21 protein-coding genes are annotated in these 24,551 nt (G+C 64.3%); 9 read left to right on the forward strand and 12 right to left on the reverse strand.

Going from position 1 to position 24,551, the window contains the following annotated elements; genetic code table 11:
• Positions 1 to 207: 207 nt before the first annotated feature.
• Entirely contained in the window at positions 208 to 1,200 is a 993-nt protein-coding gene (locus ACT53T_RS21605) for a tyrosine recombinase XerC (RefSeq protein ID WP_476162770.1), read from the reverse strand.
• 58 nt (positions 1,201 to 1,258) lie between these two features.
• Positions 1,259 to 1,579 (reverse strand): DUF1476 domain-containing protein, encoded by a 321-nt coding sequence (locus tag ACT53T_RS21610; protein ID WP_018267132.1) that lies wholly within the window; start codon positions 1,577 to 1,579, stop codon positions 1,259 to 1,261.
• A 328-nt stretch (positions 1,580 to 1,907) separates the two neighbouring features.
• Here ACT53T_RS21610 and purC point away from each other — a divergent pair, with 328 nt between their 5' ends.
• Positions 1,908 to 2,702, forward strand: a complete 795-nt coding sequence (gene purC, locus ACT53T_RS21615; RefSeq protein WP_018267133.1) for a phosphoribosylaminoimidazolesuccinocarboxamide synthase — start codon at positions 1,908 to 1,910, stop codon at positions 2,700 to 2,702.
• A 230-nt stretch (positions 2,703 to 2,932) separates the two neighbouring features.
• Here purC and hemA read toward each other — a convergent pair whose 3' ends face one another.
• Both hemA and ACT53T_RS21625 read right to left on the reverse strand, forming a co-directional pair.
• Positions 2,933 to 4,219 (reverse strand): 5-aminolevulinate synthase, encoded by a 1,287-nt coding sequence (gene hemA / locus ACT53T_RS21620; protein ID WP_018267134.1) that lies wholly within the window; start codon positions 4,217 to 4,219, stop codon positions 2,933 to 2,935.
• A 266-nt stretch (positions 4,220 to 4,485) separates the two neighbouring features.
• Positions 4,486 to 5,796: a histidine kinase gene (locus tag ACT53T_RS21625; protein ID WP_400770065.1), complete on the reverse strand. Its 1,311-nt coding sequence runs from the start codon at positions 5,794 to 5,796 to the stop codon at positions 4,486 to 4,488.
• 109 nt (positions 5,797 to 5,905) lie between these two features.
• Between ACT53T_RS21625 and ACT53T_RS21630 the strand changes: the two genes are divergently transcribed.
• Entirely contained in the window at positions 5,906 to 6,526 is a 621-nt protein-coding gene (locus ACT53T_RS21630; protein WP_018267137.1) for a response regulator transcription factor, read from the forward strand.
• A gap of 217 nt (positions 6,527 to 6,743) precedes the next feature.
• Here the strand turns inward: ACT53T_RS21630 and ACT53T_RS21635 are convergent, their stop codons facing one another.
• Positions 6,744 to 7,376, reverse strand: coding sequence for a response regulator transcription factor (locus ACT53T_RS21635; RefSeq protein ID WP_018267138.1), 633 nt, complete (start codon positions 7,374 to 7,376; stop codon positions 6,744 to 6,746).
• Between the two features lie 103 nt (positions 7,377 to 7,479).
• Between ACT53T_RS21635 and ACT53T_RS21640 the strand changes: the two genes are divergently transcribed.
• The 7 genes from ACT53T_RS21640 (at position 7,480) to ACT53T_RS21670 (ending at position 13,802) form a co-directional block, all read left to right on the forward strand.
• Positions 7,480 to 8,874: an ATP-binding protein gene (locus tag ACT53T_RS21640; RefSeq protein ID WP_018267139.1), complete on the forward strand. Its 1,395-nt coding sequence runs from the start codon at positions 7,480 to 7,482 to the stop codon at positions 8,872 to 8,874.
• A gap of 93 nt (positions 8,875 to 8,967) precedes the next feature.
• Positions 8,968 to 9,372 carry an EF-hand domain-containing protein gene (locus ACT53T_RS21645; RefSeq protein WP_400770068.1) on the forward strand — a complete coding sequence of 135 codons (405 nt, stop codon included), beginning with the start codon at positions 8,968 to 8,970 and terminating at the stop codon, positions 9,370 to 9,372.
• Positions 9,373 to 9,400: 28 nt separating this feature from the next.
• Positions 9,401 to 10,585 (forward strand): ABC transporter substrate-binding protein, encoded by a 1,185-nt coding sequence (locus ACT53T_RS21650; protein ID WP_476162771.1) that lies wholly within the window; start codon positions 9,401 to 9,403, stop codon positions 10,583 to 10,585.
• Positions 10,586 to 10,668: 83 nt separating this feature from the next.
• Positions 10,669 to 11,721: a YVTN family beta-propeller repeat protein gene (locus tag ACT53T_RS21655; protein WP_476162772.1), complete on the forward strand. Its 1,053-nt coding sequence runs from the start codon at positions 10,669 to 10,671 to the stop codon at positions 11,719 to 11,721.
• Positions 11,718 to 12,464 (forward strand): ATP-binding cassette domain-containing protein, encoded by a 747-nt coding sequence (locus ACT53T_RS21660; protein WP_476162773.1) that lies wholly within the window; start codon positions 11,718 to 11,720, stop codon positions 12,462 to 12,464. The genes ACT53T_RS21655 and ACT53T_RS21660 overlap by 4 nt, the downstream gene beginning before the upstream one ends.
• 50 nt (positions 12,465 to 12,514) lie before the next feature.
• Positions 12,515 to 12,916, forward strand: coding sequence for a hypothetical protein (locus ACT53T_RS21665; RefSeq protein ID WP_476162774.1), 402 nt, complete (start codon positions 12,515 to 12,517; stop codon positions 12,914 to 12,916).
• 43 nt (positions 12,917 to 12,959) lie between these two features.
• Positions 12,960 to 13,802, forward strand: coding sequence for an ABC transporter permease (locus tag ACT53T_RS21670; protein ID WP_476162775.1), 843 nt, complete (start codon positions 12,960 to 12,962; stop codon positions 13,800 to 13,802).
• A 10-nt stretch (positions 13,803 to 13,812) separates the two neighbouring features.
• Here ACT53T_RS21670 and ACT53T_RS21675 read toward each other — a convergent pair whose 3' ends face one another.
• From ACT53T_RS21675 to fdhF, 7 genes are all read right to left on the reverse strand, one after another.
• The gene (locus ACT53T_RS21675; protein ID WP_476162776.1) at positions 13,813 to 14,649 is read right to left on the reverse strand and encodes a nitroreductase family protein; all 837 of its coding nucleotides are present in this window, start codon (positions 14,647 to 14,649) and stop codon (positions 13,813 to 13,815) included.
• Positions 14,650 to 14,699: 50 nt separating this feature from the next.
• Positions 14,700 to 15,719 carry an enoyl-CoA hydratase/isomerase family protein gene (locus tag ACT53T_RS21680; RefSeq protein WP_400770073.1) on the reverse strand — a complete coding sequence of 340 codons (1,020 nt, stop codon included), beginning with the start codon at positions 15,717 to 15,719 and terminating at the stop codon, positions 14,700 to 14,702.
• Positions 15,720 to 15,800: 81 nt separating this feature from the next.
• Positions 15,801 to 16,445: a hypothetical protein gene (locus ACT53T_RS21685; RefSeq protein WP_476162777.1), complete on the reverse strand. Its 645-nt coding sequence runs from the start codon at positions 16,443 to 16,445 to the stop codon at positions 15,801 to 15,803.
• A 1-nt stretch (position 16,446) separates the two neighbouring features.
• Entirely contained in the window at positions 16,447 to 18,777 is a 2,331-nt protein-coding gene (locus tag ACT53T_RS21690) for a GumC family protein (RefSeq protein WP_476162778.1), read from the reverse strand.
• A 36-nt stretch (positions 18,778 to 18,813) separates the two neighbouring features.
• Positions 18,814 to 19,521: a polysaccharide biosynthesis/export family protein gene (locus tag ACT53T_RS21695; protein WP_476162779.1), complete on the reverse strand. Its 708-nt coding sequence runs from the start codon at positions 19,519 to 19,521 to the stop codon at positions 18,814 to 18,816.
• Between the two features lie 80 nt (positions 19,522 to 19,601).
• Positions 19,602 to 21,203, reverse strand: coding sequence for a sugar transferase (locus ACT53T_RS21700; RefSeq protein WP_476162780.1), 1,602 nt, complete (start codon positions 21,201 to 21,203; stop codon positions 19,602 to 19,604).
• A 367-nt stretch (positions 21,204 to 21,570) separates the two neighbouring features.
• Positions 21,571 to 24,441 carry a formate dehydrogenase subunit alpha gene (gene fdhF, locus ACT53T_RS21705; RefSeq protein WP_476162781.1) on the reverse strand — a complete coding sequence of 957 codons (2,871 nt, stop codon included), beginning with the start codon at positions 24,439 to 24,441 and terminating at the stop codon, positions 21,571 to 21,573.
• Positions 24,442 to 24,551 lie beyond the last annotated feature (110 nt).

Below are 24,551 nucleotides of genomic sequence, written 5' to 3' on the forward strand. Positions count from 1 at the left end.
CTCCACCGATCGTCGGCGCCCGTCCCCGTACGGGACGCCGTCAACCTGCCTGAGCCGGAAAATCGCGCGCGTGCGCGAGAGCACGATGCGAAAAACCAGCGGCTTCGCAAGGAAGGAAGGGCGGAGCCAGAAAAAGGCGAGACCTCGCCAGGATTCAAAATTTCAGCGAGGAAGCGCTTGACGAGATCATTCGGAATGTAAGCGAAATCAATTCGATTTCGAATTGTCGCGGCCGCGGGGATGGGCCGAGCGCCAGGCGTCCAAAAGCCGGCTCTTGTCGACGGCGGCGTAGATCTGCGTCGTCGAGAGCGAGGCGTGGCCGAGCAGCTCCTGAATGCTGCGCAGATCGCCGCCGCGGCCGAGCAGATGCGTCGCGAAGGAATGGCGCAGCGCATGGGGCGTGGCGCTCGCCGGCAGGCCCAGCGCGCCGCGCATGCGCTCCACGGCGAGCTGCAAGATTCGCGGCGAGAGCGGCCCGCCGCGCGCGCCGACGAAGAGCGGCCCGCCGGCGAGCTGATAGGGGCAGAGCGAGATATATTCCTCTATCGCGCGGCGGACCGGCTCTATGACCGGGACGACGCGCGTCTTGCCGCCCTTGCCGGCAATGGCGATGCGGTCGATGGCTCCGATGGGCGCGCGGTCGCGCTCGATCGACAGCGCCTCGGAAATACGCAATCCCGCGCCATAGAGCAGCGCCAGAGCGGCGGCGTCGCGGGCGAGGACCCAAGGCTCGCGCGCCTCCCCGGCGCGGGTCTCGGCGCGGGTGAGATCGCGCGCGTCGGCGACGCTCAGCGCCTTGGGCAGGCTGTGCGGCTTTTTGGGCGCGTGGACGGCGCCGAAGACATCGGTCTTGGCGAGGCCCTTTTTCTCGAGGAAGCGCATGAGCGAGCGCACCGCCGCCAGCGCGCGCAGCAGCGAGCGATTCTCCAGCCCCTCGGTCCGCCGCCGCGCCATGAAGGCGCGTATGTCGGCCGGAGCGAGCGCGCTCAAAATGGCGGCGTCGGCCGGCGCGCCCTTGTGCTCGGCGAGAAAGGCCAGAAAAAACCGTGCGTCCCGCGCATAGGCGTCGAGCGTATGGCGGGAGGCGCGCCTTTCCCCGGAGAGATGCTCCAGCCAGGCGAGCGCCGCCGCGACGATATCGGGCGCCGCCGGAAAGGCGGCGCCCGATCTTTTGGTTGCGGCTCTTGGGGAATCGCGCATGGGATAAGTGGTGGCCTGCGCGGATAAAGGAAGGGTAAAGCCGCGGCTCCTCGCGCGCTCAGCCCTGTTTCAGCTCGAGCCGCGCCTTCTCCAGCAATTCGTCGAGAGTGCGGCGAAGCTGATGGTCGGACTGCTCGACGCCCGCCGCCGCGAAATCCGCCTTCACCGAGGAAAACACCCGCTCATCGGCATTGGCGGAAGCCTCGGCGACGACCAGAGCCTCGGCGTAGGCTTCCGCCTCCGGCCCTGATTTGCCGAGCTTTTCCGCCGCCCACAGGCCGAACAGCCTGTTGCGCCGCGCCTCCGCGCGGAACTGGAGCTCCTGATCGTGGACATAGCGCTTTTCGAAAGCCTCTTCCCGGTTGTCGAATATGCTCATGACGACCCTCGGATGTTTCTCGGGATATTTCTTTGAGATGCTTCCTCGGCCCGCGCTCGGACGGACGCAGGATGGGATGTAGGGGAATCGGCCCCGATTCCAATGATATTCGCGCAATTAGCGAAAAATTCAGTCAAGTTGTGTCCGCCCCTCGATTCGGCTAGTCTCTTCAGGCGGGTTGTAACCGCGGCTGGAACAGGATAGGACCCGGTTCGATCCGCGGCCATGCGAACGCCGCTTCGGATGGGACGCCGCTTTTTCCCGAGCTCAGCGCTCTGGACGAGACGAGCGTCGCGCCGGAGCCGAACCGAGGAGCCACGGGCCCGTAATGGATTTTCTCAAGCCCCGGTTGATCCCGATGAATCGCCGCCGCCGCATCTACGAAGGCAAGGCCAAGGTCCTCTATGAAGGCCCGGAGCCGGGCACCTTGATTCAGCACTTCAAGGACGACGCCACCGCTTTCAACGCCAAGAAGCACGAGGTCATCGACGGCAAGGGCGTCCTCAACAACCGCATCTCGGAATTCGTCTTCCAGCACCTCAACGACATCGGCGTGCCGACGCATTTCATCCGCCGGCTGAACATGCGCGAGCAGCTGATTCGCGAGGTGGAGATCGTTCCGCTCGAGATCGTGGTGCGCAATGTCGCCGCCGGCTCGCTGTCCAAGCGCCTCGGAATGGAGGAAGGCACGCAGCTGCCGCGCTCCATCATCGAGTTCTATTACAAGAACGACGCGCTCGACGATCCGATGGTCTCCGAGGAGCATATCACCGCCTTCGGCTGGGCGAGCCCGCAGGAGATCGACGACATCATGGCCTTGGCCATTCGCGTCAATGATTTCCTCTCCGGCCTCTTCCTCGGCGTCGGCATCCGCCTCGTCGACTTCAAGATGGAGTGCGGACGGCTGTGGGAAGGCGACATGATGCGCATCGTCGTCGCCGACGAGATTTCCCCCGACTCCTGCCGCCTGTGGGACATCAAGTCCAACGACAAGCTGGACAAGGACCGCTTCCGCCGCGACATGGGCGGCCTCGTCGAGGCCTATACGGAAGTGGCCCGCCGTCTCGGCATTCTTCAAGAGAATGAGACGCCCCGCCCGAGCCAGCCGAAGCTGGTGCAGTAAGGCGGAATAATCGAGCGCGCTTCCTTCTCCCACGCGTGGGAGAAGGTGGCCCTCGCGTCAGCGAGGGTCGGATGAGGGCCCGAGCCGCTCGAGGCCCCAATATCTATATCCCGGAAAATCGTCAGGCGCGCTCATCCGACCCCGCTTCGCGGGGCCACCTTCTCCCGCGGGCGGGAGAAGGAGACGCGAGCTTTCCTAAATTCTCGATCTGTCCCGAGAGAGCCCGCCGCTCACTGAGCGGCGAGCTTGATCTCGGGATAGGTACAGCGCTCGCGGCTTTCCGCATCGATATGCAGATGCTGCGGCGCCTCGACGAAGGGGATGCCCAGCGTCTGCCACACATCCGCCACCGCCTCCACCAGAGCGACAATATGCTCCGGCGTGTGGCGCGGGGTCGGGGTGATGCGCAGACGCTCCGATCCGCGCGCGACGGTCGGATAGTTGATCGGCTGAATATAAATGTCGTGGCGCTCGAGCAGCATGTCGCTCGCGGCCTTGCACAGCTCGGCGTCGCGCACCATCACCGGCACGATATGCGAGCCATTCTCCAGCACCGGCAGTCCAGCGGCGGCCAGCGCATGCTTGGTGATGTGCGAGGCGCGCTGATGCGCGGCGCGAAGATCGGAACGCGCCTTCAGCAGCCGAACGGCGGCGGTCGCCGCCGCGGCCACGGCCGGCGGCAAGGCGGTGGTGAAGATGAAGGAGGCCGCATAGCTGCGAATGGCGTCGATGACGACGCGATCGCCGGCCACATAGCCGCCGAGCGTGCCGAAGCCCTTGGCCAGCGTGCCTTCGATGACGTCGATGCGATGCATCACGCCCTCACGCTCGCAGATTCCGCCGCCGCGCGCGCCATACATGCCGACGGCGTGAACCTCGTCGATATAGGTCATCGCGCCATAACGCTCGGCCAGCGCGGCGATTTCGGCGACCGGGGCGATATTGCCGTTCATCGAGTAGAGGCTCTCGAAGACGATGAGCTTGGGCCGCGCGCCGGCCTCGATCAGCAGCTCCTCGAGATGGGCGAGATCATTGTGGCGGAAGATCTTGCGCTCGGCGCGCGAGCGCTTCACGCCCTCGATCATGGAATTATGGTTGGAGGCGTCGGAGAGGATGACGCAATCGGGCAGAAGATCGGCGATGGTCGAAATGGCCGCGAGATTGGAAATCCAGCCCGAGGTGAAGACCAGCGCGGCCTCCTTGCCGTGAAGGTCGGCGAGCTCGCTCTCCAGCTCCACGATCGCATGACTGGTGCCGGAGATGTTGCGCGTGCCGCCGGAGCCGGCGCCGACGCGCGAAGCGGTCTCCACCATTGCGGCGATCACATCCGGGTGCTGCCCCATGCCGAGATAGTCATTGGAGCACCAGATCGTCACATCGCGAATCGAGCCGTCGTCGCGATGCCAGACCGCTTGCGGAAAAGTTTCCACACAGCGTTCGAGATGGGCGAAGACCCGGTATCGGCGTTCCTCCTGGAGACGAGTGACCGCCGTCTCGAAAAAGCGCCGATAGTCCATGTGACGACCCTTCATACCGCGATAGGAGGCCGATACTCTTGGCCCCGCGCGGGACGCCTACGCGATGGAACCGCGCTGCTCCCGCTTTGTGCGTTTTGCTACATAAACCATCCGAAGAGGCTTGGCGAGAGGCAGATCGTCGCGCCGAGACGAAGTCACGAAAAGGCCACGAATCCTTTTCTCTGCACGAGCGTGAGCGTGAAAAATTTTCCCGTTTCGCCGCGCAATTTCATTTTGCGCCGCACAATGGTCGACGGACGATATCTCTAGAGAGGGAGACGCGCCACCAGCAGCGCGCCGCGCGGCTCCGCGGATTCGAACGTCAGCCGTCCGCCGAGCGCTGCGACGCGCTCGGCCATGCCGCGCAGCCCTATGCCTTCGCGCGCGCCCTGCGCCACGCCGGCGCCGTCGTCGCGCACGGCGACGCGCAATTCCCTCTTGCCACAGGCCTCTACGCGCTCCACCGTCACATCGACGCGCGTGGCGCTCGCATGGCGGAACACATTGGTGAGCCCCTCCTGCACGATGCGATAGGCGGTGAGGGCGATCGACTCGTCGAGCGGCTCCCCGGCCTCGTCGATATGGAGGCCGATCGCGACATCGGCGTCGAGATCGCGCCAGCCTTGGGCGAGCGCCTGCAGCGCGCCCTCGAGGCCCATCTCGTCCAGCGCCGCCGGCCGCAGCCGGCCGAGAATGCGGCGATTGACCTGCTGCAGCGCGCCGAGCTGCGCGTCTATATTCAGGCAATCTTCCCGGCGCGCGCCCTCGAGCTTGCGGGCGAGCGCGCCGAGCCCGGCGCGAATGCTGAACAGAAACGGGCCGATCTCGTCATGGAGATCGCGCGCGATGTCGCGCCGCTCCTCGTCCTGCACATGAATGATGCGCTCGACCAAAGCGCGGTTTTCCGCGTCGAAACGCGCGAGCGTCTCCGCCAGCGCATCGACCCGGCCGGCGATGGCGACGAATTCCGGCGCGTCGCCGGCGACCATGCGCACGTCGCGATCGCCATGCTCGATGCGCCGCAGCGCCTCGGCGAGAGTGGAGACCGGCGCGAGGGCGCGCGAGACGACGACCGACACGACGCCGAAGCCGGCGAGCGCCAGGGCCGCCGCGCCCAGGGCCAGCGCCCAAACTTCTTCCCAAATCTCGTCGATCTCGTCGCCGGGCTCGGCGACCAGGGCCAGCTCCCCGCGCAGCCGGCCGCGCCCGTCCAGAGCGATGCGCGTCTCGCTGGGCGACCCGGCGACCAGCGCCGCGAACCAGGCCGGCGCGCGCCGCTCCTCGACCGAAGCCCCCCGGGCCTCGCCGGAGCCGACCATGAAGATATGAATGTGCCGCAGCCGATCGACATCGGCGAGACGGCCGCGCAGCGCGGCGAGCGGATCGTCGCTCTCCTCGACGCTGGCCAGCGCCGTCGCCACGAACTCTCGCGCGAGGCGCGCCGTGCTGTCCGATTCGGCGCGCACGCGCGCGGCGGCGTGCAGCGTCAGCAGGCCGACGCCCAGGGCGAGGCCGGCCGCGAGCGTCGCGCCGAGCAGCGCCAGCAGCCTGGCGCGCAAGGACAATCCTTTCAGCATGGACCCCGCCTTTGCAAAGCGCGGCGACTTTACGTAAGGGTAGCCGCAGGTCAATCCATGCCGGCGCTTCCGAGCGAAGCGTCCCGAAACGAGGCGTCGCGAGCGAAGAATGCGTGTCCTGATCGTCGACGATCATCCGATCATCGTCTCCGGCTGCGCTTCCATGCTCGCCGGCGAAGGCGACATAGAAGCGCGCGACGCCGGCGACGCGGAGACGGCGCTGACGCTCTTCGTCGAATGGCGGCCGGATGTTTCCGTCGTCGACATCAACCTCCCCGGCGCCTCCGGCTTCGAGCTGACGCGCCGCATGCTGCGCCACGACGAAGAGGCGCGCATCGTCATCTTTTCCATGAACGACGATCCGATCTTCGCCGCGCGCGCGATAGAGGCCGGCGCCCGCGGCTATGTGACGAAGAACGACGATCCGTTTCTGCTGCTGCGCGCAGTGCGCGAGGTCGCGGCGGGCGGCGTGTTCATGATGCCGCGGCTCGCCAATCGGCTGGCCTTCGACAAGACCGCGTCGCTCGCCAATCCTCTGGCGGAGCTGAGCTCGCGCGAGCTGGAGATTTTACGTCTGCTCGGCAAGGGCTCGAGCATGACCGAGATCGCCGACGCCGTGCATGTGTCCTACAAGACCATCGCCAACACATGCTCGCTGCTGAAGCGCAAGCTCGGCGCGCGCACGCCGATGGATCTCGTGCGCATAGCGATAGAGCAGCGGCTGGCGTGAAGGGGCGTTTCTCCCTTCTCCCGCTCGCGGGAGAAGGTGTCGCGCGAATGCGCGACGGATGAGGGTCCGCGGATTTCGCGTTCCAAATTTTCCCGCGCGTGACGTCTAAAAATTCCCGATGATGAATCGGCAATTCTGAACACGCAGAGCCCTCATCCGACTCCGCTTCGCGGGGCCGCCTTCTCCCGCGAGCGGGAGAAGGAGCGTGCGCCGAGATTCACACCAATTCTTTCGCCAATTTATTCTCGACGGCGATGCGGATGAGATCGGCGCGCGAACGCGCGGCGAGCTTGCGCTTCAGCAAGGAGCAGCTGTTGGCCACCGTCTTGTAGGACACGCGCATGATATGCGCGATCTCCGCCATTCCCTTGCCTTCGGCCAGCAGGCGCAAAATCTCCAGCTCCCGGCCGCTCAGCCCCTCGAGCGGATTGGCGCCGTGCTTCTGATCGAAGAAGGCGAGCTTTTGCGCCACCTGATTGGAGAGATAGCGCTCGCCCGCGGCGACCATGCGCACCGCCTTGACGAATTGCGAAGGATCCTCGTTCTTGGCGAGATAGCCCTTGGCGCCATGCTCGATGGAGCGCGCGGCGAAGACGGGATCGTCATTCATAGTGAAGACGATCGCTTTCGTATCCGGCTTGCGCTTCAGCATGCGCCGCAGCAGCTCGAAGCCCGAGAGCCCCGGAAGATTTATGTCCAGCACAATGACGTCCGGCTGCGCGGAGGCATGCGCCTCGAGCGCGGCGTCGGCGTCGCGCGCCTCCAGCACTTCTATGTCGGATTGCCCGGACAACATGCCGCGGCATCCGGCAATCACCATGGGATGGTCGTCGACGATCAGCACGCGCATCGGGCATAGCCATTGTTCTAGAGAAGATTACTATGCGAATGCAAAAGCTTGTTTGTCAATCTTCGGCGCTCGCGCCGACGCGACGCCAAAGTGGGAGCGTTCCATGTCCTTGAAGGCGAGGCTCGGCTGGCTCATCGCCATCGTCCTCACGGCTATGCTCGCGGTCAATGTAGCGATCATGATCGGCCACGCCGGCCCGCGCGTGCGCGCCGAGGCGGAGAGCATAGAGCATTTGTCGCATGAGCTGGTCGAGACCGCGCTCGCCAGCGTGCAGGAGACCAAGGATCCTATCCCCTCGCTGCGCCGGCTGTTCGACAATCTGCGCAATCTGCGCCACATAGAGATAGAGATATTGCCCAATGACGATATCGCGCCGAGCTTCGACTCGAAATTGCGCAAGGAGATGCAGACGGGCGTGCCGGACTGGTTCGTGAGCCTGTTCGCGCCGACGCCCAAGATCGACATCATTCCGGCGCGCATCGGCGACGTTCAATATGGCAATATCGCCATCATCTTCGATCCGGTGGACGAGCTCGCCGAAATATGGTCGGACCTGCTCTGGCTCGGCGCCATCAGCCTCGCCGTCACTTTGCTGATGCTGGCGCTGGTGCTGACGCTGCTGAGCCGCACGCTCTCGCCTTTCGATTCGCTGGGGCGCGGCTTGGCGCGGCTCGAGGCGGGCGAGAAGGATGTGCGTCTCGATCTGCGCGGCGCCTCCGAATTCAGGAATATTTCCCAAAAGCTCAATTCGCTCGCCGCGACGCTCGATCGCGTGACGGAGGAGAATCATTCGCTCATCGATCGGCTGTTCGCCGTGCAGGATTCCGAGCGCCGCGACATCGCCCGCGATCTGCATGACGAAGCCGGCCCCTGTCTCTTCTCCATCCGCGCCGGCGCCGCGACGCTCGTCGCCGCCGCCTCGGGAAATTTTCCCGATCCCGAGCTGCTACGGCGCACCTGCGCGAATATAGACGCCGCCGGACAGGCGCTGCAGACCTTGCTGCGGCGAATGCTCGAGCGGCTGCGCCCGCCCGCGATGAGCGAGCTCGGCCTCGAGACCGCCTTGCGCGGGCTCTTCGCATCCTGGAGCGACAGCCGCGCCGATGTGCGGCTGTCGCTGCGCATCGCGCATGATCTCTCCTGCCTCGACGAGAAGATCGCGCTCACCGCCTATCGCGTGGTGCAGGAGGCGCTCACCAATATTTTCCGCCATTCTTCGGCCGCCAACGCCGAGGCGCGGCTCGAATTCGTCGAGGCTCCGCCCGAGCTCGCCGGCGCCGAGGCGCTGCGCGTTCTCGTCGAGGACGATGGCGTCGGCCTGCCGGAGGAGCGCAGATTCGGCCTCGGCCTCATCGGCATGAGCGAGCGCGTTCATACGCTCGGCGGCGTGATGCGCATGGAGCGCCGGCCGGAGGGCGGCACGCGGATAGAGGTGCTGCTGCCGCTGCCCGAGGTGGAGGAGGCCGAGGCGGAGGAGCGCGAGAGCGACGATCTGTAGCGGAGCCACGCGCGAAGGTACGCTTTGTGCGATCGGCCGGCTCCGACTATATTGGGAGAATCTCGCGATATTCGTCGGGAAAAGGAGGCAAGAATGACGACCAAATTTCACATTATCGCTCTCGGCGCCGGACTTTGCTTCGCATCGGCCATGGTCGCGCAACCGGTTTTCGCCGCGCCTTCGCCGATCAAGAGCTTCGACACGGATAATGACGGCACGCTCGATCTCGCCGAGGTGAGCAAGGCGGCCGAGGCGGTCTTCGACAAGCTCGAGAAGGACAATGACGGCACGGTCGACCGCAAGGAGGTCGGCGCGCGCATCTCCAAGAAAGATTTCGCCGCCGCCGATCCCGACGATGACAAAACGCTCACGAAAGAGGAATATCTCGCCCTCGTCGCCAAGCTGTTCAAGGCGGCGGACAAGGACGACGAAGGCACGCTCGACGCCAAGGAGCTGAAGTCCAAGGCGGGCCAGGCGCTGCTGAAGCTGATTCGCTGAGCGAAAGAAGGAGCGGCCGACTAGCGTCATGATAAAGCGTTGCGTCATCGGGGCGTCGGTCGCCGCCTTTCTCGCCATAAATCCCGCCGCCGCCGAGCCGCTGCGGGTGAAGCTCGGCGTGCTGCGCCAGCAGCACCCCAGCGAAACATTGTCGATCCTCGACCTGCCGGCCGAGGACGACACTTTGGCCGGCGCGCTGATCGGCGTCGCCGACGACAACACCACAGGCCGCTTCACCGGCCAGAGCTATGAAGCCGTCGACGAGAAGCTCGCGCCCGGCGACGATGCAGTCGCCGCCGCGCAAAAGCTGCTCGACCAGGGCGCCGTGGCGATACTCGCCGATCTTTCCGCCGACGATCTTCTGCATGTCGCCGACGCGCTGAAATCGCGCGACACGCTCGTCCTCAATGTGAGCGCGGCCGACGACAGGCTGCGCGAGGAAGATTGCCGCGCCAATGTCATTCATGTCGCGCCGACGCGCTCCATGCTGACCGACGGGCTCGCGCAATATCTCGTCTGGAAGCAATGGCGCCGCTGGCTCGTCATCAAAGGCTCGCACCCGGAGGACGAGCTGCTCGCCGCCGCCTATCGCGCCAGCGCGAAGAAATTCGGCGCCAAGATCGTCGACGAGCGCGTCTATGTCGACACCGAGGGCGGGCGCCGCTCCGATTCCGGCAGCGTGCAGACACAGCGGCTGATTCCGCCGCTGACGCAGGGCTCTGGCTATGACGTGCTGATCGCCGCGGACGAGAGCGAGGTGTTCGGCAATTATCTGCCCTACCGCACTTTCGATCCGCGCCCGGTCGCCGGCGCGGCCGGGCTCGTTCCGACGAGCTGGGACGCCTCGCACGAGCAATGGGGCGCGGTGCAGCTGCAAAACCGCTTCCGCGCGCAGTTTCATCGCGGCATGAACGCGCGCGATCATCAGGCCTGGATCGCCGCGCGCATGGTCGGCGAGGCCGTCACGCGCGCCGCCTCGGCCGATCCGAAGGCGCTGCGCGACTATCTTTTGGGGCCGGAGTTCACCATTGCGGCCTTCAAAGGCGTGCGCCTGTCGCTGCGGCCCTGGAATCGTCAGCTGCGCCAGCCTATCCTGCTCGGCGACGGGCGCATGATCGTCTCGGTGTCGCCGCAGGACGGCTTCCTGCATCAAACCTCCGAGCTCGACACATTGGGCGTCGACAAGCCCGAAACCAAATGCAGGCTGAAATGAAAACGAAGACGCTGGCCAAAAACCTTCGTGCGCGACTCCTTCTCCCGCTCGCGGGAGAAGGTGGCCCCACGAAGTGGGGTCGGATGAGGGTCCACGACAAAGCTGCCCCGAACGGCCCCTCATCCGTCGCGCATTCGCGCGACACCTTCTCCCTCGAGTGGGAGAAGGGGAGAGCGCTGGTTCAGCCGCTCGCTATTTTCGCTCTTCTTCTCGCCTCTCCCGCGCAGGCCTTCACCGCCTATGTCAGCAATGAGAAAGGCAATAGCGTCACCATCATCGACACCGACAAGATGGAGGCGATCAAGACCATCAAGGTCGGGCGCAGGCCGCGCGGCATAGAGATCTCCAAGGATAATTCCGAGGTCTATATCTGCGCCGGCGACGACGACACGATTCAGGTGCTCGACACCAAGACGCTCAAGATCACCGGCAATCTGCCCTCCGGTCCCGATCCCGAGCTGATGATCCTGAGCCCGGACGGCAAGACGGTCTACGTCTCCAACGAGAACGACAATCTCGTCACCATGATCGACACCAAGACCAAGCGCCAAGTGGGCGACGTGCCTGTCGGCGTCGAGCCGGAAGGCATGGCGGTGAGCCCGGACGGACGCATTCTCGTCAACACGTCCGAGACCACCAATATGGCGCATCTCATCGACACGCAGACGAAGCAGATCATCGCCAATGTGCTCGTCGATGCGCGCCCGCGCTTCGCCGCCTTCAAGCCGGACGCCTCCGAGCTGTGGGTGTCTTCGGAAATCGGCGGCACCGTCGCCGTCATCGATCCGCAGAGCCATAAGGTGACGCAGAAAATCCGCTTCGAGGTTCCCGGCCTCTCGAAAGAAGCGATCCAGCCGATCGGCATCGCCTTCACCAATGACGGCAAGCGCGCCTTCGTCGCGCTCGGCCCCGCCAATCGCGTCGCGGTCATCGACACGGCGACGAAGAAAATCGAAAAATATCTGCTCGTCGGCCAGCGCGTCTGGCATCTCGCCTTCACGCCGGACGAGAAATATCTCCTGACCGCCAATGGCGTCTCCAATGACATCTCCATCGTCGACGCCGCCAGCCTGAAAGTACTGAAATCCATTCCCGTGGGCGCCTTCCCCTGGGGCATTGCGGTCGCCACCAAATGAGCACGGAACCGCTCGCGCTCGACGTCGCGCATATCGGCCACAGCTATGGCGCGCGGCGCGCGCTGGACGATGTGAGCTTCTCCGTCGCCGCGGGAAGCTTCACCGTTCTGCTCGGCCTCAATGGCGCAGGCAAGAGCACGCTCTTCTCGCTCGTCACGCGTCTCTACGCCGCGCGCGAGGGACAGATCGCGATCTTCGGCCATGATGTCGCGCGCGAGAGCGGCGCGGCGCTGCGCCGGCTCGGCGTCGTCTTCCAGGCGCGCACGCTCGATCTCGAATTGAGCGTGATGCAGAATTTCATCTATCACGCCGCGCTGCACGGCATCGGCCCCGGCGAGGCGAAGCGACGCGGCGCCGCGCTGCTGGAGCGCGCCGGCCTCGCCGATCGCGCCAAGGACAAAGCGCGCGATCTCTCCGGCGGCCAAATGCGCCGCGTCGAAATATTGCGCGCGCTGCTGCATGAGCCCCGCCTGCTGCTGCTCGACGAGCCGACCGTCGGCCTCGACATAAAGGCCCGCGCCGATATTCTCGCGCAAGTGCGCGCGCTGGTCGCCGAGCGCAAGCTCGCCGTGCTGTGGACCACGCATCTCATCGACGAGGTCGCGCGGAGCGACGACGTCGTCGTGCTGCATCAGGGCAAAGTGCTGGCGCGCGGAAGCGCGAAGGATATCGTCACGCAAAACGGCGTCGCCGACATCGGCGCGGCGTTCACGGCGATCACCGGTCTTGCCGCAGCGAGCTAGGCTGCCTTTTTCGACGCGCCGCCAGACGAAAGAAAGGCCGCAGAGTGGAAATGCTGCAAAACGCATTCGGCGCGGTCTTTGCGCTTACGCTGCTTTTCGGCGGCAGCGCCTTTTTGTTTCGAAGGCCGCTGCGCTTTCTGACACGCGCCCCGATCGAGACGATGGCGAAAATTTCCCATGTCGACAGAAGGTGCGATGATCGCGGCGAAGCCGGCTACCACGTCTATTACCGCTGCGTAGCTGAATATGCCGTCGAGGGTGGGAAATTCGAGCTGGCGGTCGCGCGCGAGGCGCCGCCGCTGATCGGTGCCGAGCTGCCGATCGTCTACCCTCGCGGCCGGCCGGGGGACGCGATAGAGGGGAGCCGCAAGAAAGTGAGGACTTTTCTGGTCCAGTATGCGATCGCCATGTCGATCATCGTGCTGATCATCGCGAGCGCACGCGTATCGTAACGACGCGCTCGAAGTAAGAAAGACAATCGGAAAGGATATGCGCATGAAAGCGGCGACGACTTCTCCATCGACGCTGGCGCCATTCTCCATTCGCCAATACGCCATCTGCCTCACCGGCGTCGTCTGGCGCGAAGCCTTGCGTTTCCTGCATCAGCGAGAGCGCTTCGTCTCCGCGCTGGTGCGGCCATTGGTTTGGCTGCTCATTTTCGCCGCTGGCTTTCGCCAAGTGCTCGGCGTCTCCATCATCCCGCCCTATGAGACCTATGTTCTCTACGAGGTCTATATCACGCCGGGATTGATGGCGATGATTCAGCTCTTCAACGGCATGCAATCCTCGCTGTCGATGGTCTACGACCGCGAGATGGGCAATATGCGCACGCTGCTCGTGTCGCCCTTTCCGCGCTGGTATCTGCTCGGCGCCAAGCTTCTTGCCGGCGTCGCCGTCTCGATATTGCAAGTCTACGCCTATCTCTTCATCGCCTATTTCTGGGAGATCGAGCCGCCGACGCCGCTCGGCTATCTCACCGTGCTGCCGGCGCTCATGCTCGCGGGCTTGATGTTCGGCGCGCTCGGCATGCTGCTCTCCTCCGCGATCAAGCAGCTGGAGAATTTCGCGGGCGTGATGAATTTCGTCATCTTTCCGATGTTCTTCGCCTCTTCCGCGCTCTATCCGCTGTGGCGCGTGCAGGAGTCGAGCCCCGTGCTCTATTGGATTTGCCTCGTCAATCCTTTCACCCATGCGGTGGAGCTGATCCGCTTCGCCTTTTATGAGAAAATCTCCTGGGATTCGCTCGCCGCCGTCGCCGGATACACGACCTTCTTCTCCGCCGGAGCGCTCATCGCCTATGATCCCGCCAAGGGAATGCTGATGCGCAAGGGCGGCTGAGCCGCCCCGCTCATTCGGCCGCCTCGAAGACACGCGCGTCTCGACGCGCTGCGACGGTCCCGGGCGTCGTCTCGATCCACTCGACCGCGACGGGCTTGCGCGTTCGGAACATCTCCGGCGCCGGCAGCGCGTCATCGGCCTCATAGCCGATCAATATGGAAGCGACGATGTCGATCTCCGCGCCGAGGCCGAGATAGCGTCGAAGATCGCGCTGCACATTGAGATAATTGGACTGGATGCAGGTGGCGAGGCCGCGCGACTGCGCGGCGAGCGTCACCGCGTAAGTGAAATTGGCCAATCCGAAAGTGCGCGTCAACGCATTGACGCGCACCAGCACAGGCACATTGCGCAGCGATGTGAAGAAGCAGCGCAGCCCTTGCAGAAGGCCCGGCTCGCCCGCCGCGCGCCGCAGCAACGCGGTGAGCGACAAGCGCACGAGATCGACATATCTGCGCCTGTCCGCAGTGCGATAGACGAGCAGTAGCCGCGGCGCGCCTCTGACCTCGAAGAAGCGCCGATACATGCCGGTCACATAACGCCTCCAATCATCCGCCGTCGCGAGCCCGCGATCGTCATTGGAAGGTGGCGCCGCGCCGCCATTGCGCAACACCTGCTCGAGCACAGGAAAGACCGACTCCCATCCCGCGAGCTCGAAGCGCGCGATCACATCCTTCGAGGCCTCCTGGCCGAGCGCGATCACCTTCCAGGCTTGCGTGTTGCCCGGCGAAGGAGCCCATGACGCGAGCTCGAATATTTCCGCGAGCAATGCGTCATCGACCGGCGCATCGCTGTAATGCCGAATGGCTCTTCTTTCGCGCAATCCCCGCTCGAGATCGATCTCGTCCATGCGCTCACTCCTTCGCTTCCATTGACGCTGCGCTTCCATCGCCGGCCGCCTCAATTCGGCATAGAGACGCGAACGCCCTCGCCGTCGCCCGATTCCTCGCCAGCGCCGATCGCTTTCGAAAAATGGCGATTGAGACGCTTCGGACGCTGACGATGCGCCGCGATCGATTCCGCCAGTCGCGCTCCGACGCAAGACGATGCGCGAATGCGCGGCGCGTCGATGATCTCGTGCAGCGCGGGCGACAGATCGTCCATCTCATCCGCGAAAGCGACATGGACGAGAATTTGCAGCAGATGCGCTTCCGCGATATTGCGCGTCTCGCCCGTTCGATCTTCGACCGTGAAGAAGGCGTCGCCGATGCGCGCCGGACGCCCCTGGAAAACCGCCGCCATGCGGTCGATCGCAATTTTTGCGTCGGCGATCCGCTCCGCCGCGGTGAAGCGCTCTACCCTTTCGCGATCCGCGAGAACCTCTGACAGAAGCACGGGAATCGCATCCGTCACCATGGCGCGCGACATCACGTCCCATCCAATCAGCCCGGCCATATGGCAGAGCCCGAGGGTGTGATAGGGAACGCCGATCCGCAAATGCGGCATCAATATTTTGACGTCCGATCGCACGCAAACGACCTCGCGGCAGCTGAGCGCCAATTCGACGCCGGCGCCGACGAGATGGCCTTCGACGCGCGCTGCTGTCGGAACGCTGCGGCCGAGCTCGCGCAGCAGCTGCGTCAGGCGAACAAAATAATTGTCCTCGCCCAGCAAATCTTCGCCCGGGCTGACGCGTCGCGCCGCCGCCTCGAAATCGTGGAGATTGAGACCTGCGCAAGCGACCGAGCCCGAGGCCGTATCGAAGGAGATCTGCAAACGATCGAAGGGCAGCTCGTGAAAGCGGCGAAGCGTCTCATAGAGACTATCGGTCGCCGCTTTCGTCAGCGCATTGTGGTTCGGCGGGTCCGAGACGATGGCGTGAAGCACGCCCTCCCCGACCTTGTAGCGCAGGCCCGCGACATCGACGAGCCCGAGCATCGCGCGCTTCGCCTCTTGCTGAAAATTGACGTCGTGCTGCATTTTGAAAGCTCCGATCGGCATGAAATCGCGTCCGTCGAAACGGACGCGTGATAGATGAATGTTCGGCTGCGCCGAGCGCGCCTATGATCCGGCGCTCGATTTCGACGCCTCGACCGCGCGAAGCAGAAATGTCGCGAGCCAGGACGTCTCCGCCTCGACGAGGCTGCTCGGGATCAATATCGCGATCACGACGATCGCGACCGCGATGAGGAAGAGCGACGGGATCAGCAATCTGGAGCGGCGCCGCTCGATCGGTCGAGGCACCCAGGGGATATGGCGGATCGGCGGCGCCGCGCGTCGCGCGCTCGTCTGCATCTCGCCTCGATCCGGCGCCTTTTGCGCATCCCGCCAAGCCGCGAGCACACGCCGCGCGAACACGGTCTTCCATTCGGCATGGGCGTGATCTGGATGCAGCCAGATCATCAGCCACCGCATGTGCTTTCGCATATCCGCGCGGCTCGCGCCGGGGCGCACGCCGAGTATCCTATGGCTATCGGCCGTGGGAAAGAACAAGATCTGCTGCACATAGAACTCCGCCGCCGCTTTCACATAGCCCCTGTCCTTGCCGGAACGACGCGCGGCCTCCTCGAGCGTTTCCTCGCAGCCGGCCGCGATGCGAATGACCTCGAGCACGTCGTCTGGCAAAGGCAGCTCGCGCGCGCGCGCCGCCATCGGCGGGATCGACGCGAGATCGAGCGCGCATTGCAATGCCCGGCTTCTCGGCACGTCACTGTTCCATCGCTGACGAAATCGCGCGATCCTTTTGGTCCTTTGCGCCATAGCCGAAATATTCGCCGCCATAGGGCTGGCCGGGGCCGTAGGCGTCGCCATAGGCGTAGCCATAGGAGTGACCGACATTGGTCGCGTCGAACTTGTTCAGCAATCCGCCGAGGATTCTCGTGCGCGCGAAGTCGAGCCGCTTGACCGCCGCGCGGACGACGCGCCGGCGTGTGCGCATCGAATCGACGACGAAAATCGCGCCGTCCACCATGCTCCCGAGCAATGGCGCGTCGGCGAGACCGACGACGGGCGGGCCGTCGATGACGACGATGTCGAATTTCTCACGCGCCAGCGCGAGCAGCGAGGCGAAGCGCGGCCCCGCCAAAAGCTCCGCGGGATTCGGCGGCACAGGACCGGACGACATGAAGGTGACGCCATAGATGAGATTTTCGGTGACGGCGGCGGAGGCGTCCAATGCCCCGGTCAGCACATTGGCGAGGCCGACGCTGTTGTCGACGGAGAGCACGTCATGCAACGATGGCTTCCGCATATCGGCGTCGATCAGAAGCACCTGCATTCCGAGCTGCGCAAAATTGGCTGCGATGCAGACGGATGTCGTCGACTTGCCTTCGCCGGGCCGCGAGCTGGTGACGAGGAGCGTCTTGGGCGCGCCCGTCGGCGTCGAGAATTGCAGCGACGTTCGCAGAGAACGATAGGCTTCCGCCATCGAGGAGAGAGGATTGTCGATGACCTCGCTCGCGACAGAATAGGAAGGATCGCGGGCTTTCTCGTCATTCCCCTGCGCAAGGGGAATGACTCCGAGCACGGTGAGGCCGAGCGCCTCCTCCATCTCTTCGGGAACCTTGAACGTATCGTCGAGAAATTCGCGCACCGCGATCGTCGCGACCGAGGCGATCACGCCGAAGGCGATGGCGAGGCTGAGATTCAGCAGCAGCCGCGGGCTCGATGGAGTCTTCGGCCGCTCCGCCTTGTCGATGACCGAGACATTGTTGGTCCCGATCGCGCCAGTGACGCCGACCTCCTTATATTGCTGCAGCAAGCCGTCGTACAGAGATCGGTTCGTGTCGACCTCTCTTTGCAGAATATTATATTGAATGCTGCGATCTCGCAGATCGAGCGCATCCGCCTTCAGGCTTTCGATGCGCTTGATGAACGACGCTTCCTGATCGCGCGCGGCCTCGTAGCGCGCCTTGATCGCCTGCCGAATGAATTCGACATGCTCCTTGATCTGTCGATCATATTCCGCGATCTGCGCCCGCAGCTGTCGCATCTCGGGAAAATCCGGCTTCATGACGCCGAGCTTGTCCTGATAATCCGCCATCAGCTCGGTGCGACGCTCGCGCGCCTTCTGAATGCTCTTGTCGTCGAGAACCTGCGGCAATCCCAATCCGCTGCCGCTCTGCGCCTGCGCCCACAGCTGCTCTTCCTTGATGCGCTGGGCCATGGCGACGCCGAGCGAATCGTTGAGGGATTTGAGATTGGCGCCGGCGATGGAGAGCTTGTCGTCGACATTCACAATGCCTTCGCGCTGCGCGTAGGCGACGACCTGCTTCTCGGAATCTTCCAGCTTGACCTTCACCTGCGCCAGCTTCTCCTCGAGGAAGCTGCGCGCATAGGCGGAGGCGCTGTAACGGCGATCGAGCGTCATCGCCACGAAATTGTCGGCGAGCCCTGCGCTGATCTGCTGGGCGAGAGCGGGATTTTTGTCGCTGAAGCTGACCTTCACGATGCGCGACATCGGAATGGGCTGGACGGTGAGCCCTTTCAGCACCGCTTCGACCGCCATGCGTCGCCTGCGGACATTGTCGGGCTCCTCGTCGCGTCGCTCCGACAAGCCGCGCAGCACGCGCCCGAGCAGAGAGACCTCCAAATCGACGAAGCTCTTCTTATCCGCGAGCGCGAGCGAGGATACGACCCGCTCGGCGAGCGCGTGACTCTTCAAAAGCTCGTATTGAGTCGTGTAGAATTGCGGATCGTCGGTTTTCTCCACCAGCGCGTCTTGAGTGCGCACGACCTTCGCGGCCTCGCGATCGATCTGTATCGTCGTCGTCGCCGTATAGATTCGCGGCATCAGGAAGGTGACGACGAAGCCGCAGAGCACGGCGCCGGCACAGATGGCGGACACGAGAATGCGGTGCTTGATAAACAGGCCGACATATTTGAGGAAGCTCGAGGCGCCGCTATTTTGTTCGGCGCCCATCTGATATTCGTCATAGGCGACAGAATAGCGCCGGCCGGCGACGATCGCACGCTCCGGCTGCCTGGCGTCGAGAGCGACGGCGGAGTCGCCTGTCTCTGGCCTTTGATCCGCGCTCATTGCAAAAGCGACCTTTCTATTGTTGCGCTTGGACCATCACCACGGTCTCGCTCCGATGTTGACGATTGCCGGCACGGCCGATTTGAGGACTTGCACGCTCGTGCGCGCGAGCGACTCGTCGACGACGATCGTATCGCCGCCAAAGACCAGCGGATCATCCGCCTGGCCGGAACGAATCGCGGCGACGTCGAATTTCGCGCTGACGCGCTTTTGATCGGACACGCGGATCAACGTCACCACGGAGTCGCCGACCTCGTTGATGCCTTCCGCCAGCGCCAGCGCCTGCAGCAGCGTGTTCTTGCCCTTGAGCGCATAAACGCCCGGCTTCTTCACCGCGCCTTCGACCGTCACCCGAAGCCCGACCGAGTCTTTCACGAACACGGACACCTGTGGCGATTGCAGATATTTCGCTGCGAGCTTGCGCGTGAGCTCGGCTTCCAGCTCGCTCACCGTTCGACCAGCGGCGACGACGCCGCCGATCAAGGGGAAGGAGATACGGCCATTGCCGTCCACCTGGGCCACGCGGCTGAGATTGGTGAAGCCGAATATATTTATTTCCAGCACATCCTGCGCGGAGATGCGGTAGTCGCTCTGCGTGAAATCCGTGCTCGCCTTCGCCGTGTCCGGCTCTGGAAGGCTTGCGGTGTAGGACGGATCGACGCCCACGCCTGCCTGTGGCGCGCATGCGCCAAGTGTGACGCAAATGGCGGCGAGCGCCCAAAATCGAAAGTTACGCACAATCATAATCTGGCCTTTGCTCCCGTGGGCGCGCGGTCTCGGCTCGTCGAAATCTCTCAGTGAAAAAAATGCTCGCGAATAGCTGCTCAGCCGGGCTCGACGGCGCGATAGGGATAATCCAACGCCACTGCGTCGAGCGCCGGAAGCCTCTCGGCGCGCTCGGCGACGACGCTGCGGCGGCGGTCACGCGGCGTTTCGTGCTTGGAGTCAGCGTCGCGGCGCAGCTCGGCCTGCGCTGTGAACTCCTGCCGATACCAGCGGATCGCATGCTCGACCGCGCGTCCGTTCAGCTTCTCGCCAGCGAGCGCGACGAGCAGCGTACCGATGACGATGTCGAGATCGAGCCGGAGGCAGGCGTGCTTTATATACCAGAGGTCGAGCGCGTTTTTTTCTTCCGGCGTGACGATGGTGCCGCCATTGATCTGCGCCCAGCCCGTGACGCCCGGGCGAACGCTGAGCCGCGGTCCGGGGTCGGCGGGCTGATCCTGCGGCAAGAGCGGCCGCGGACCGATGAGCGACATATGGCCCGCGAGCACATTATAGAGCTGCGGAATTTCATCGAGGCGGCTCGCGCGGATGAAGCGGCCGACGCGAGAGAGACGCCGCTCCTCCGGCACAGGACGGCCCTTCTCGTCGAATGGCGCGCGATAGGTGCGGAACTTGTAGAGCAGGAACTTCTGGCCATTCTTGCCGATGCGCTGCTGCCAGAAAAATACGGGCGCGCCGACGTCGATGAAGACGACATAGGCGACGCAGATCGCGAGCGGAAAGGTCGCGAGGAGCAGCAGGCTCGCGGCGCAAATGTCGATGACGCGCTTCGCCGCGAAATAGGCGGGCGCCTCGAATGTCTCGAACGCTTCGAGCTCGCGCGCCGCAACGGGCGGCGACGCGATGAATCTCAGAGCCTCGGCCGCGCTATGGATCGGCACGCCGCGCGTCGCGCATTGCGCCACGACCGCAGCGCGAAGGTCGGCATGCAGAAAATCCACATCCTCGGCGAGCCACACCTCGTCGACATCGACGCCATGGACGGCGTATTCGTCGATGACGGCGCCGATGTGGCCGGGATCGCCGACGATGGAGACGCCGGCGATCTTGCGGCCGATGAGCATGGGGCGAGCGTCGAGCGCCGCGACGATCTGGGTCGTGCGCGGCCGCAGATAGTCGGTCAGCTTGATCGCCGCCGAGGCGAAGCGATCGACGCCGACGACGATCACGCGGCGCAGATCGGCCTCGGCCTCCGCGCTGTCGCGCTCATGCGCGAGGTCCTTATAGAGCGCGCACGTCGCCATGCGCGCGGCGATCATGCCGGCGGCGAGCACCAATCCGAAGATCAAGGGCGTCGAGCGCGGCACGCCTTCGAAGCGCGTGGCCGTGAAAAATAGGGCCGAGCTGGAAACGACCGCGCAAGCGGCGGCGGCGCAGAGGGCGAAGGCGTCGCGCGCGGAGAAGAACTGCCCCATGCGGTCGCTCAGCCGAAAGGCGAGGATCATTACGATGGCGCAGCCTGCGGAGATGATCGCATATCGATAGGGAGCCGGAATATCCGACGGAAAGCCGAGGGGATCGAGCAGCAGCGGATCGCGCAGAGCGAGCGCGATGAAAGGGGCTGTGATCGCCGACAGAAGATCGGCGGGCTCGATACGAAAGCGAATGCGGTCTCTCGATGCTGGCGAAGCCAATCGCATGGCGCAAATTCTCCGATCGCGATCGGAAACTGGCGCGCATTTTTCGAAAAGTCACTCCGGGCTGGCGTCTAAGTCCAATGACGGACGCGCGCATCGGAGAGCGCGCGCGGGCGCGGACGCGCAATCGCGAAATGGCCGAAAACCATTGTCGGAAGGTGTGGCGCAGTCGCGGCGAGAGACGCGCGGGATGACGCCGGCGACGCGGCCGGAGCTGCGGGAAAATTCGGCGCGTTGAGGCGCCGCGCGAGAGAGTTGTTTGTGGATAAGCTCGCTGGCGTCGCCGTCGGCGAGCGACATTGTCGCGACGGCCTCGCCGCTCGAGCGGCGAGGCCGGGCGATCGGCGAAGATCGCGCGGCGGAATCGGCGCTATTCGCCGGCGGCGACGATCTGCCGGCTCCGCTCCGCCATCTCGCGATAGCGTTCCTGCCATTCGGTGGGGCCGTTGGAGGGCGAGACCTGCACCGCCGTCACCTTATATTCCGGGCAATTGGTCGCCCAATCGGAATTATCGGTGGTGACGACATTGGTCTGGCACAGAGGATGGTGGAAGGTGGTGTAGACGACGCCCGGCGCGACGCGATCGGTGATCTTGGCGTGGAGCGTCGTCTCGCCGGCGCGGCTCTGCACGCGCACCCAATCCCCCTCGCGCACGCCGCGCACCTCGGCGTCATGCGGGTGGATTTCCAGCACGTCCTCTGGATGCCATTGGCTGTTCTCGGTGCGGCGGGTCTGCGCGCCGACATTATACTGCGAGAGAATGCGGCCGGTGGTCAGTAGCAGCGGGAAGCGCGGCCCGGTGCGCTCTTCCGTCGGCACATATTCGGTGATGACGAATTTGCCCTTGCCGCGCGCGAATTTGTCGATGTGCATGATCGGCATGCCTTCCGGCGACAGATCGTTGCAGGGCCATTGCACCGAGCCCACCTCGTCGAGCTTGGCGTATGAGACATGGGCGAAAGATGGCGTGAGCTTGGCGATCTCGTCCATGATCTCGCTCGGATGCGTGTAATTCCAATTGCAGCCGAGCGCATTGGCGAAGAGCTGAGTCGCCTCCCAATCGGCATAGCGCGCCTTGGGGCTCATCACGCGGCGCACGCGCTGAATGCGGCGCTCGGCGTTGATGAAGACGCCGTCCTTCTCGAGGAAGCTCGCGCCGGGCAAGAAGACATGTGCGTAATTGGCGGTCTCATTGAGGAAGAGATCCTGCACGACGAGACATTCCAGCGCGCCGAGACCGGCGGAGACATGCTTGATATCCGGGTCGGACTGCAGAATATCCTCGCCCTGCACGTAGAGGCCCTTGAACACGCCATCGACGGCGGCGTCGAACATGTTGGGAATGCGCAGGCCCGGCTCGCCGTCCAGCGGCACGCCCCAGGCCTCCTCGAACAGCTTGCGCACATTGTCGTCGGAGACATGGCGATAGCCGGGGAACTCATGCGGGAAGGAGCCCATGTCGCAGGAGCCCTGCACATTATTCTGCCCGCGCAGCGGATTGACGCCGACGCCAGGGCGGCCGAGATTGCCGGTCGCCATTGCGAGATTGGCGATGGCCATCACCGTGGTCGAGCCCTGGCTGTGCTCGGTGACGCCGAGGCCGTAATAGATGGTGGCGTTGCCGCCGGTGGCGTAGAGACGCGCCGCGCCGCGCACCAGATGCGCGGGAACGCCGGTGAACTTCTCCACCGCCTCCGGGCTGTTGCTCTCCTCGCCCACAAAGGCGGCCCATTCCAGATATTCGTCCCAATCGCAACGCTCGCGCACGAAGGCCTCGTTCACCAGCCCCTCTTCGACGATCACATGGGCGAGAGCGGTGACGATGGCGACATTGGTTCCCGGCCGCAGCGGCAGATGGAAGGCCGCGCTGATATGCGGCGAGCGCACCAGCTCGGTGCGGCGCGGATCGACGACGATGAGCTTGGCGCCCTCGCGTATCCGCCGCTTGATCTGCGAGCCGACGACCGGATGCGCGTCGGTCGGATTGCAGCCGATGATGAGAATGACGTCGGCCTCGGAGACCGAGTCGAAATCCTGCGTGCCGGCCGAGGTGCCGAAAGCCTGGCTGAGGCCATAGCCGGTCGGCGAATGGCAGACGCGCGCGCATGTGTCGACATTATTATTGCCGAAGCCGCTGCGGATGAGCTTCTGCACCAGAAAAGTCTCCTCGCTGGTGCAGCGCGAGGAGGTGATGCCGCCGACGGCGAGCCGGCCGTATTTCGCCTGAATGCGCTTGAACTCGGAGGCGGCGTGAGAGATCGCCTCCTCCCAGGACACTTCGCGCCAGGGGTCGGTGATCTTCTCGCGGATCATCGGGCTGGTCACGCGGTCGCGATGCAGCGCATAGCCATAGGCGAAGCGGCCCTTGATGCAGCTGTGGCCGTGATTGGACTTGCCGTCCTTCCACGGGACCATGCGCACGATCTCCTCGCCACGCATCTCCGCCTTGAAGGTGCAGCCGACGCCGCAATAGGCGCAAGTGGTGACGGCCGAATGCTCCGGCTGGCCGATGGCGATGACGGAGTTTTCGGTGAGCGTCGCGGTCGGGCAGGCCTGCACGCAGGCGCCGCAGGAGACGCATTCCGATTCCATATAGGCCTCGCCCGCGCCCGGCGAGACGCGGCTATAGAATCCGCGGCCTTCGATCGTCAGCGCGAATGTGCCCTGCACTTCCTGGCAGGCGCGCACGCAGCGATTGCAGACGATGCATTTCGACGGATCATAGGTGAAATAGGGATTGGATTTGTCCTTGGGCTTCCAATCCTCGTTGCGGCGGCCCTCGCGACGCGCCGTGACATGATTGCGCCCGCTATAGCCATAGCGCACCTCGCGCAGGCTCACCGCGCCGGCCATGGATTGCAGCTCGCAATCGCCATTTGCGGGGCAGGTGAGGCAGTCGAGCGGATGGTCGGAGATATAGAGCTCCATTATGCCGCGGCGGATGGAGTCGAGCCGCGGCGAAAAGGTCTTCACCGCAATGCCGGGCATGACCGGCGTGGTGCAGGAGGCGGAGAGATTGCCGCGGCCCTCGATCTCTATGAGGCAGAGGCGGCAGGAGCCGAAGGAATGGAGATTGTCGGAGGCGCAGAGCTTGGGGATCTCTACGCCGATCTGCATCGCCGCGCGCATGATCGACGTGCCTTCCGGTACGGTGATCTCCGTCCCGTCGATGGTCAGAGTGACTTCCTTCTCAGAGCGGGAAGCCGGCGTTCCATAGTCGATTTCCTTGATGAGGCTCATGATTCTGGTCCCCGCGGGCCGGAAGGATTCGATGTAGTATAATTACATAACGGTCGAGAGAGAGGTTTTTGTCAATATCCGCGAATCGTCGCTCGATAGGCGAAACCTAT

It is taken from the genome of Methylosinus sp. DMC45 (genome assembly GCF_056313885.1).

Coding starts and splice junctions, on each gene's coding strand:
- ACT53T_RS21605 (WP_476162770.1), bottom strand. CDS start 1,200: ATGCGCGATTCCCCAAGAGCCGCAACCAAAAGATCGGGCGCCGCCTTT.
- ACT53T_RS21610 (WP_018267132.1), bottom strand. CDS start 1,579: ATGAGCATATTCGACAACCGGGAAGAGGCTTTCGAAAAGCGCTATGTC.
- purC (WP_018267133.1), top strand. CDS start 1,908: ATGGATTTTCTCAAGCCCCGGTTGATCCCGATGAATCGCCGCCGCCGC.
- hemA (WP_018267134.1), bottom strand. CDS start 4,219: ATGGACTATCGGCGCTTTTTCGAGACGGCGGTCACTCGTCTCCAGGAG.
- ACT53T_RS21625 (WP_400770065.1), bottom strand. CDS start 5,796: ATGCTGAAAGGATTGTCCTTGCGCGCCAGGCTGCTGGCGCTGCTCGGC.
- ACT53T_RS21630 (WP_018267137.1), top strand. CDS start 5,906: ATGCGTGTCCTGATCGTCGACGATCATCCGATCATCGTCTCCGGCTGC.
- ACT53T_RS21635 (WP_018267138.1), bottom strand. CDS start 7,376: ATGCGCGTGCTGATCGTCGACGACCATCCCATGGTGATTGCCGGATGC.
- ACT53T_RS21640 (WP_018267139.1), top strand. CDS start 7,480: ATGTCCTTGAAGGCGAGGCTCGGCTGGCTCATCGCCATCGTCCTCACG.
- ACT53T_RS21645 (WP_400770068.1), top strand. CDS start 8,968: ATGACGACCAAATTTCACATTATCGCTCTCGGCGCCGGACTTTGCTTC.
- ACT53T_RS21650 (WP_476162771.1), top strand. CDS start 9,401: ATGATAAAGCGTTGCGTCATCGGGGCGTCGGTCGCCGCCTTTCTCGCC.
- ACT53T_RS21655 (WP_476162772.1), top strand. CDS start 10,669: ATGAGGGTCCACGACAAAGCTGCCCCGAACGGCCCCTCATCCGTCGCG.
- ACT53T_RS21660 (WP_476162773.1), top strand. CDS start 11,718: ATGAGCACGGAACCGCTCGCGCTCGACGTCGCGCATATCGGCCACAGC.
- ACT53T_RS21665 (WP_476162774.1), top strand. CDS start 12,515: ATGCTGCAAAACGCATTCGGCGCGGTCTTTGCGCTTACGCTGCTTTTC.
- ACT53T_RS21670 (WP_476162775.1), top strand. CDS start 12,960: ATGAAAGCGGCGACGACTTCTCCATCGACGCTGGCGCCATTCTCCATT.
- ACT53T_RS21675 (WP_476162776.1), bottom strand. CDS start 14,649: ATGGACGAGATCGATCTCGAGCGGGGATTGCGCGAAAGAAGAGCCATT.
- ACT53T_RS21680 (WP_400770073.1), bottom strand. CDS start 15,719: ATGCAGCACGACGTCAATTTTCAGCAAGAGGCGAAGCGCGCGATGCTC.
- ACT53T_RS21690 (WP_476162778.1), bottom strand. CDS start 18,777: ATGAGCGCGGATCAAAGGCCAGAGACAGGCGACTCCGCCGTCGCTCTC.
- ACT53T_RS21695 (WP_476162779.1), bottom strand. CDS start 19,521: ATGATTGTGCGTAACTTTCGATTTTGGGCGCTCGCCGCCATTTGCGTC.
- ACT53T_RS21700 (WP_476162780.1), bottom strand. CDS start 21,203: ATGCGATTGGCTTCGCCAGCATCGAGAGACCGCATTCGCTTTCGTATC.
- fdhF (WP_476162781.1), bottom strand. CDS start 24,441: ATGAGCCTCATCAAGGAAATCGACTATGGAACGCCGGCTTCCCGCTCT.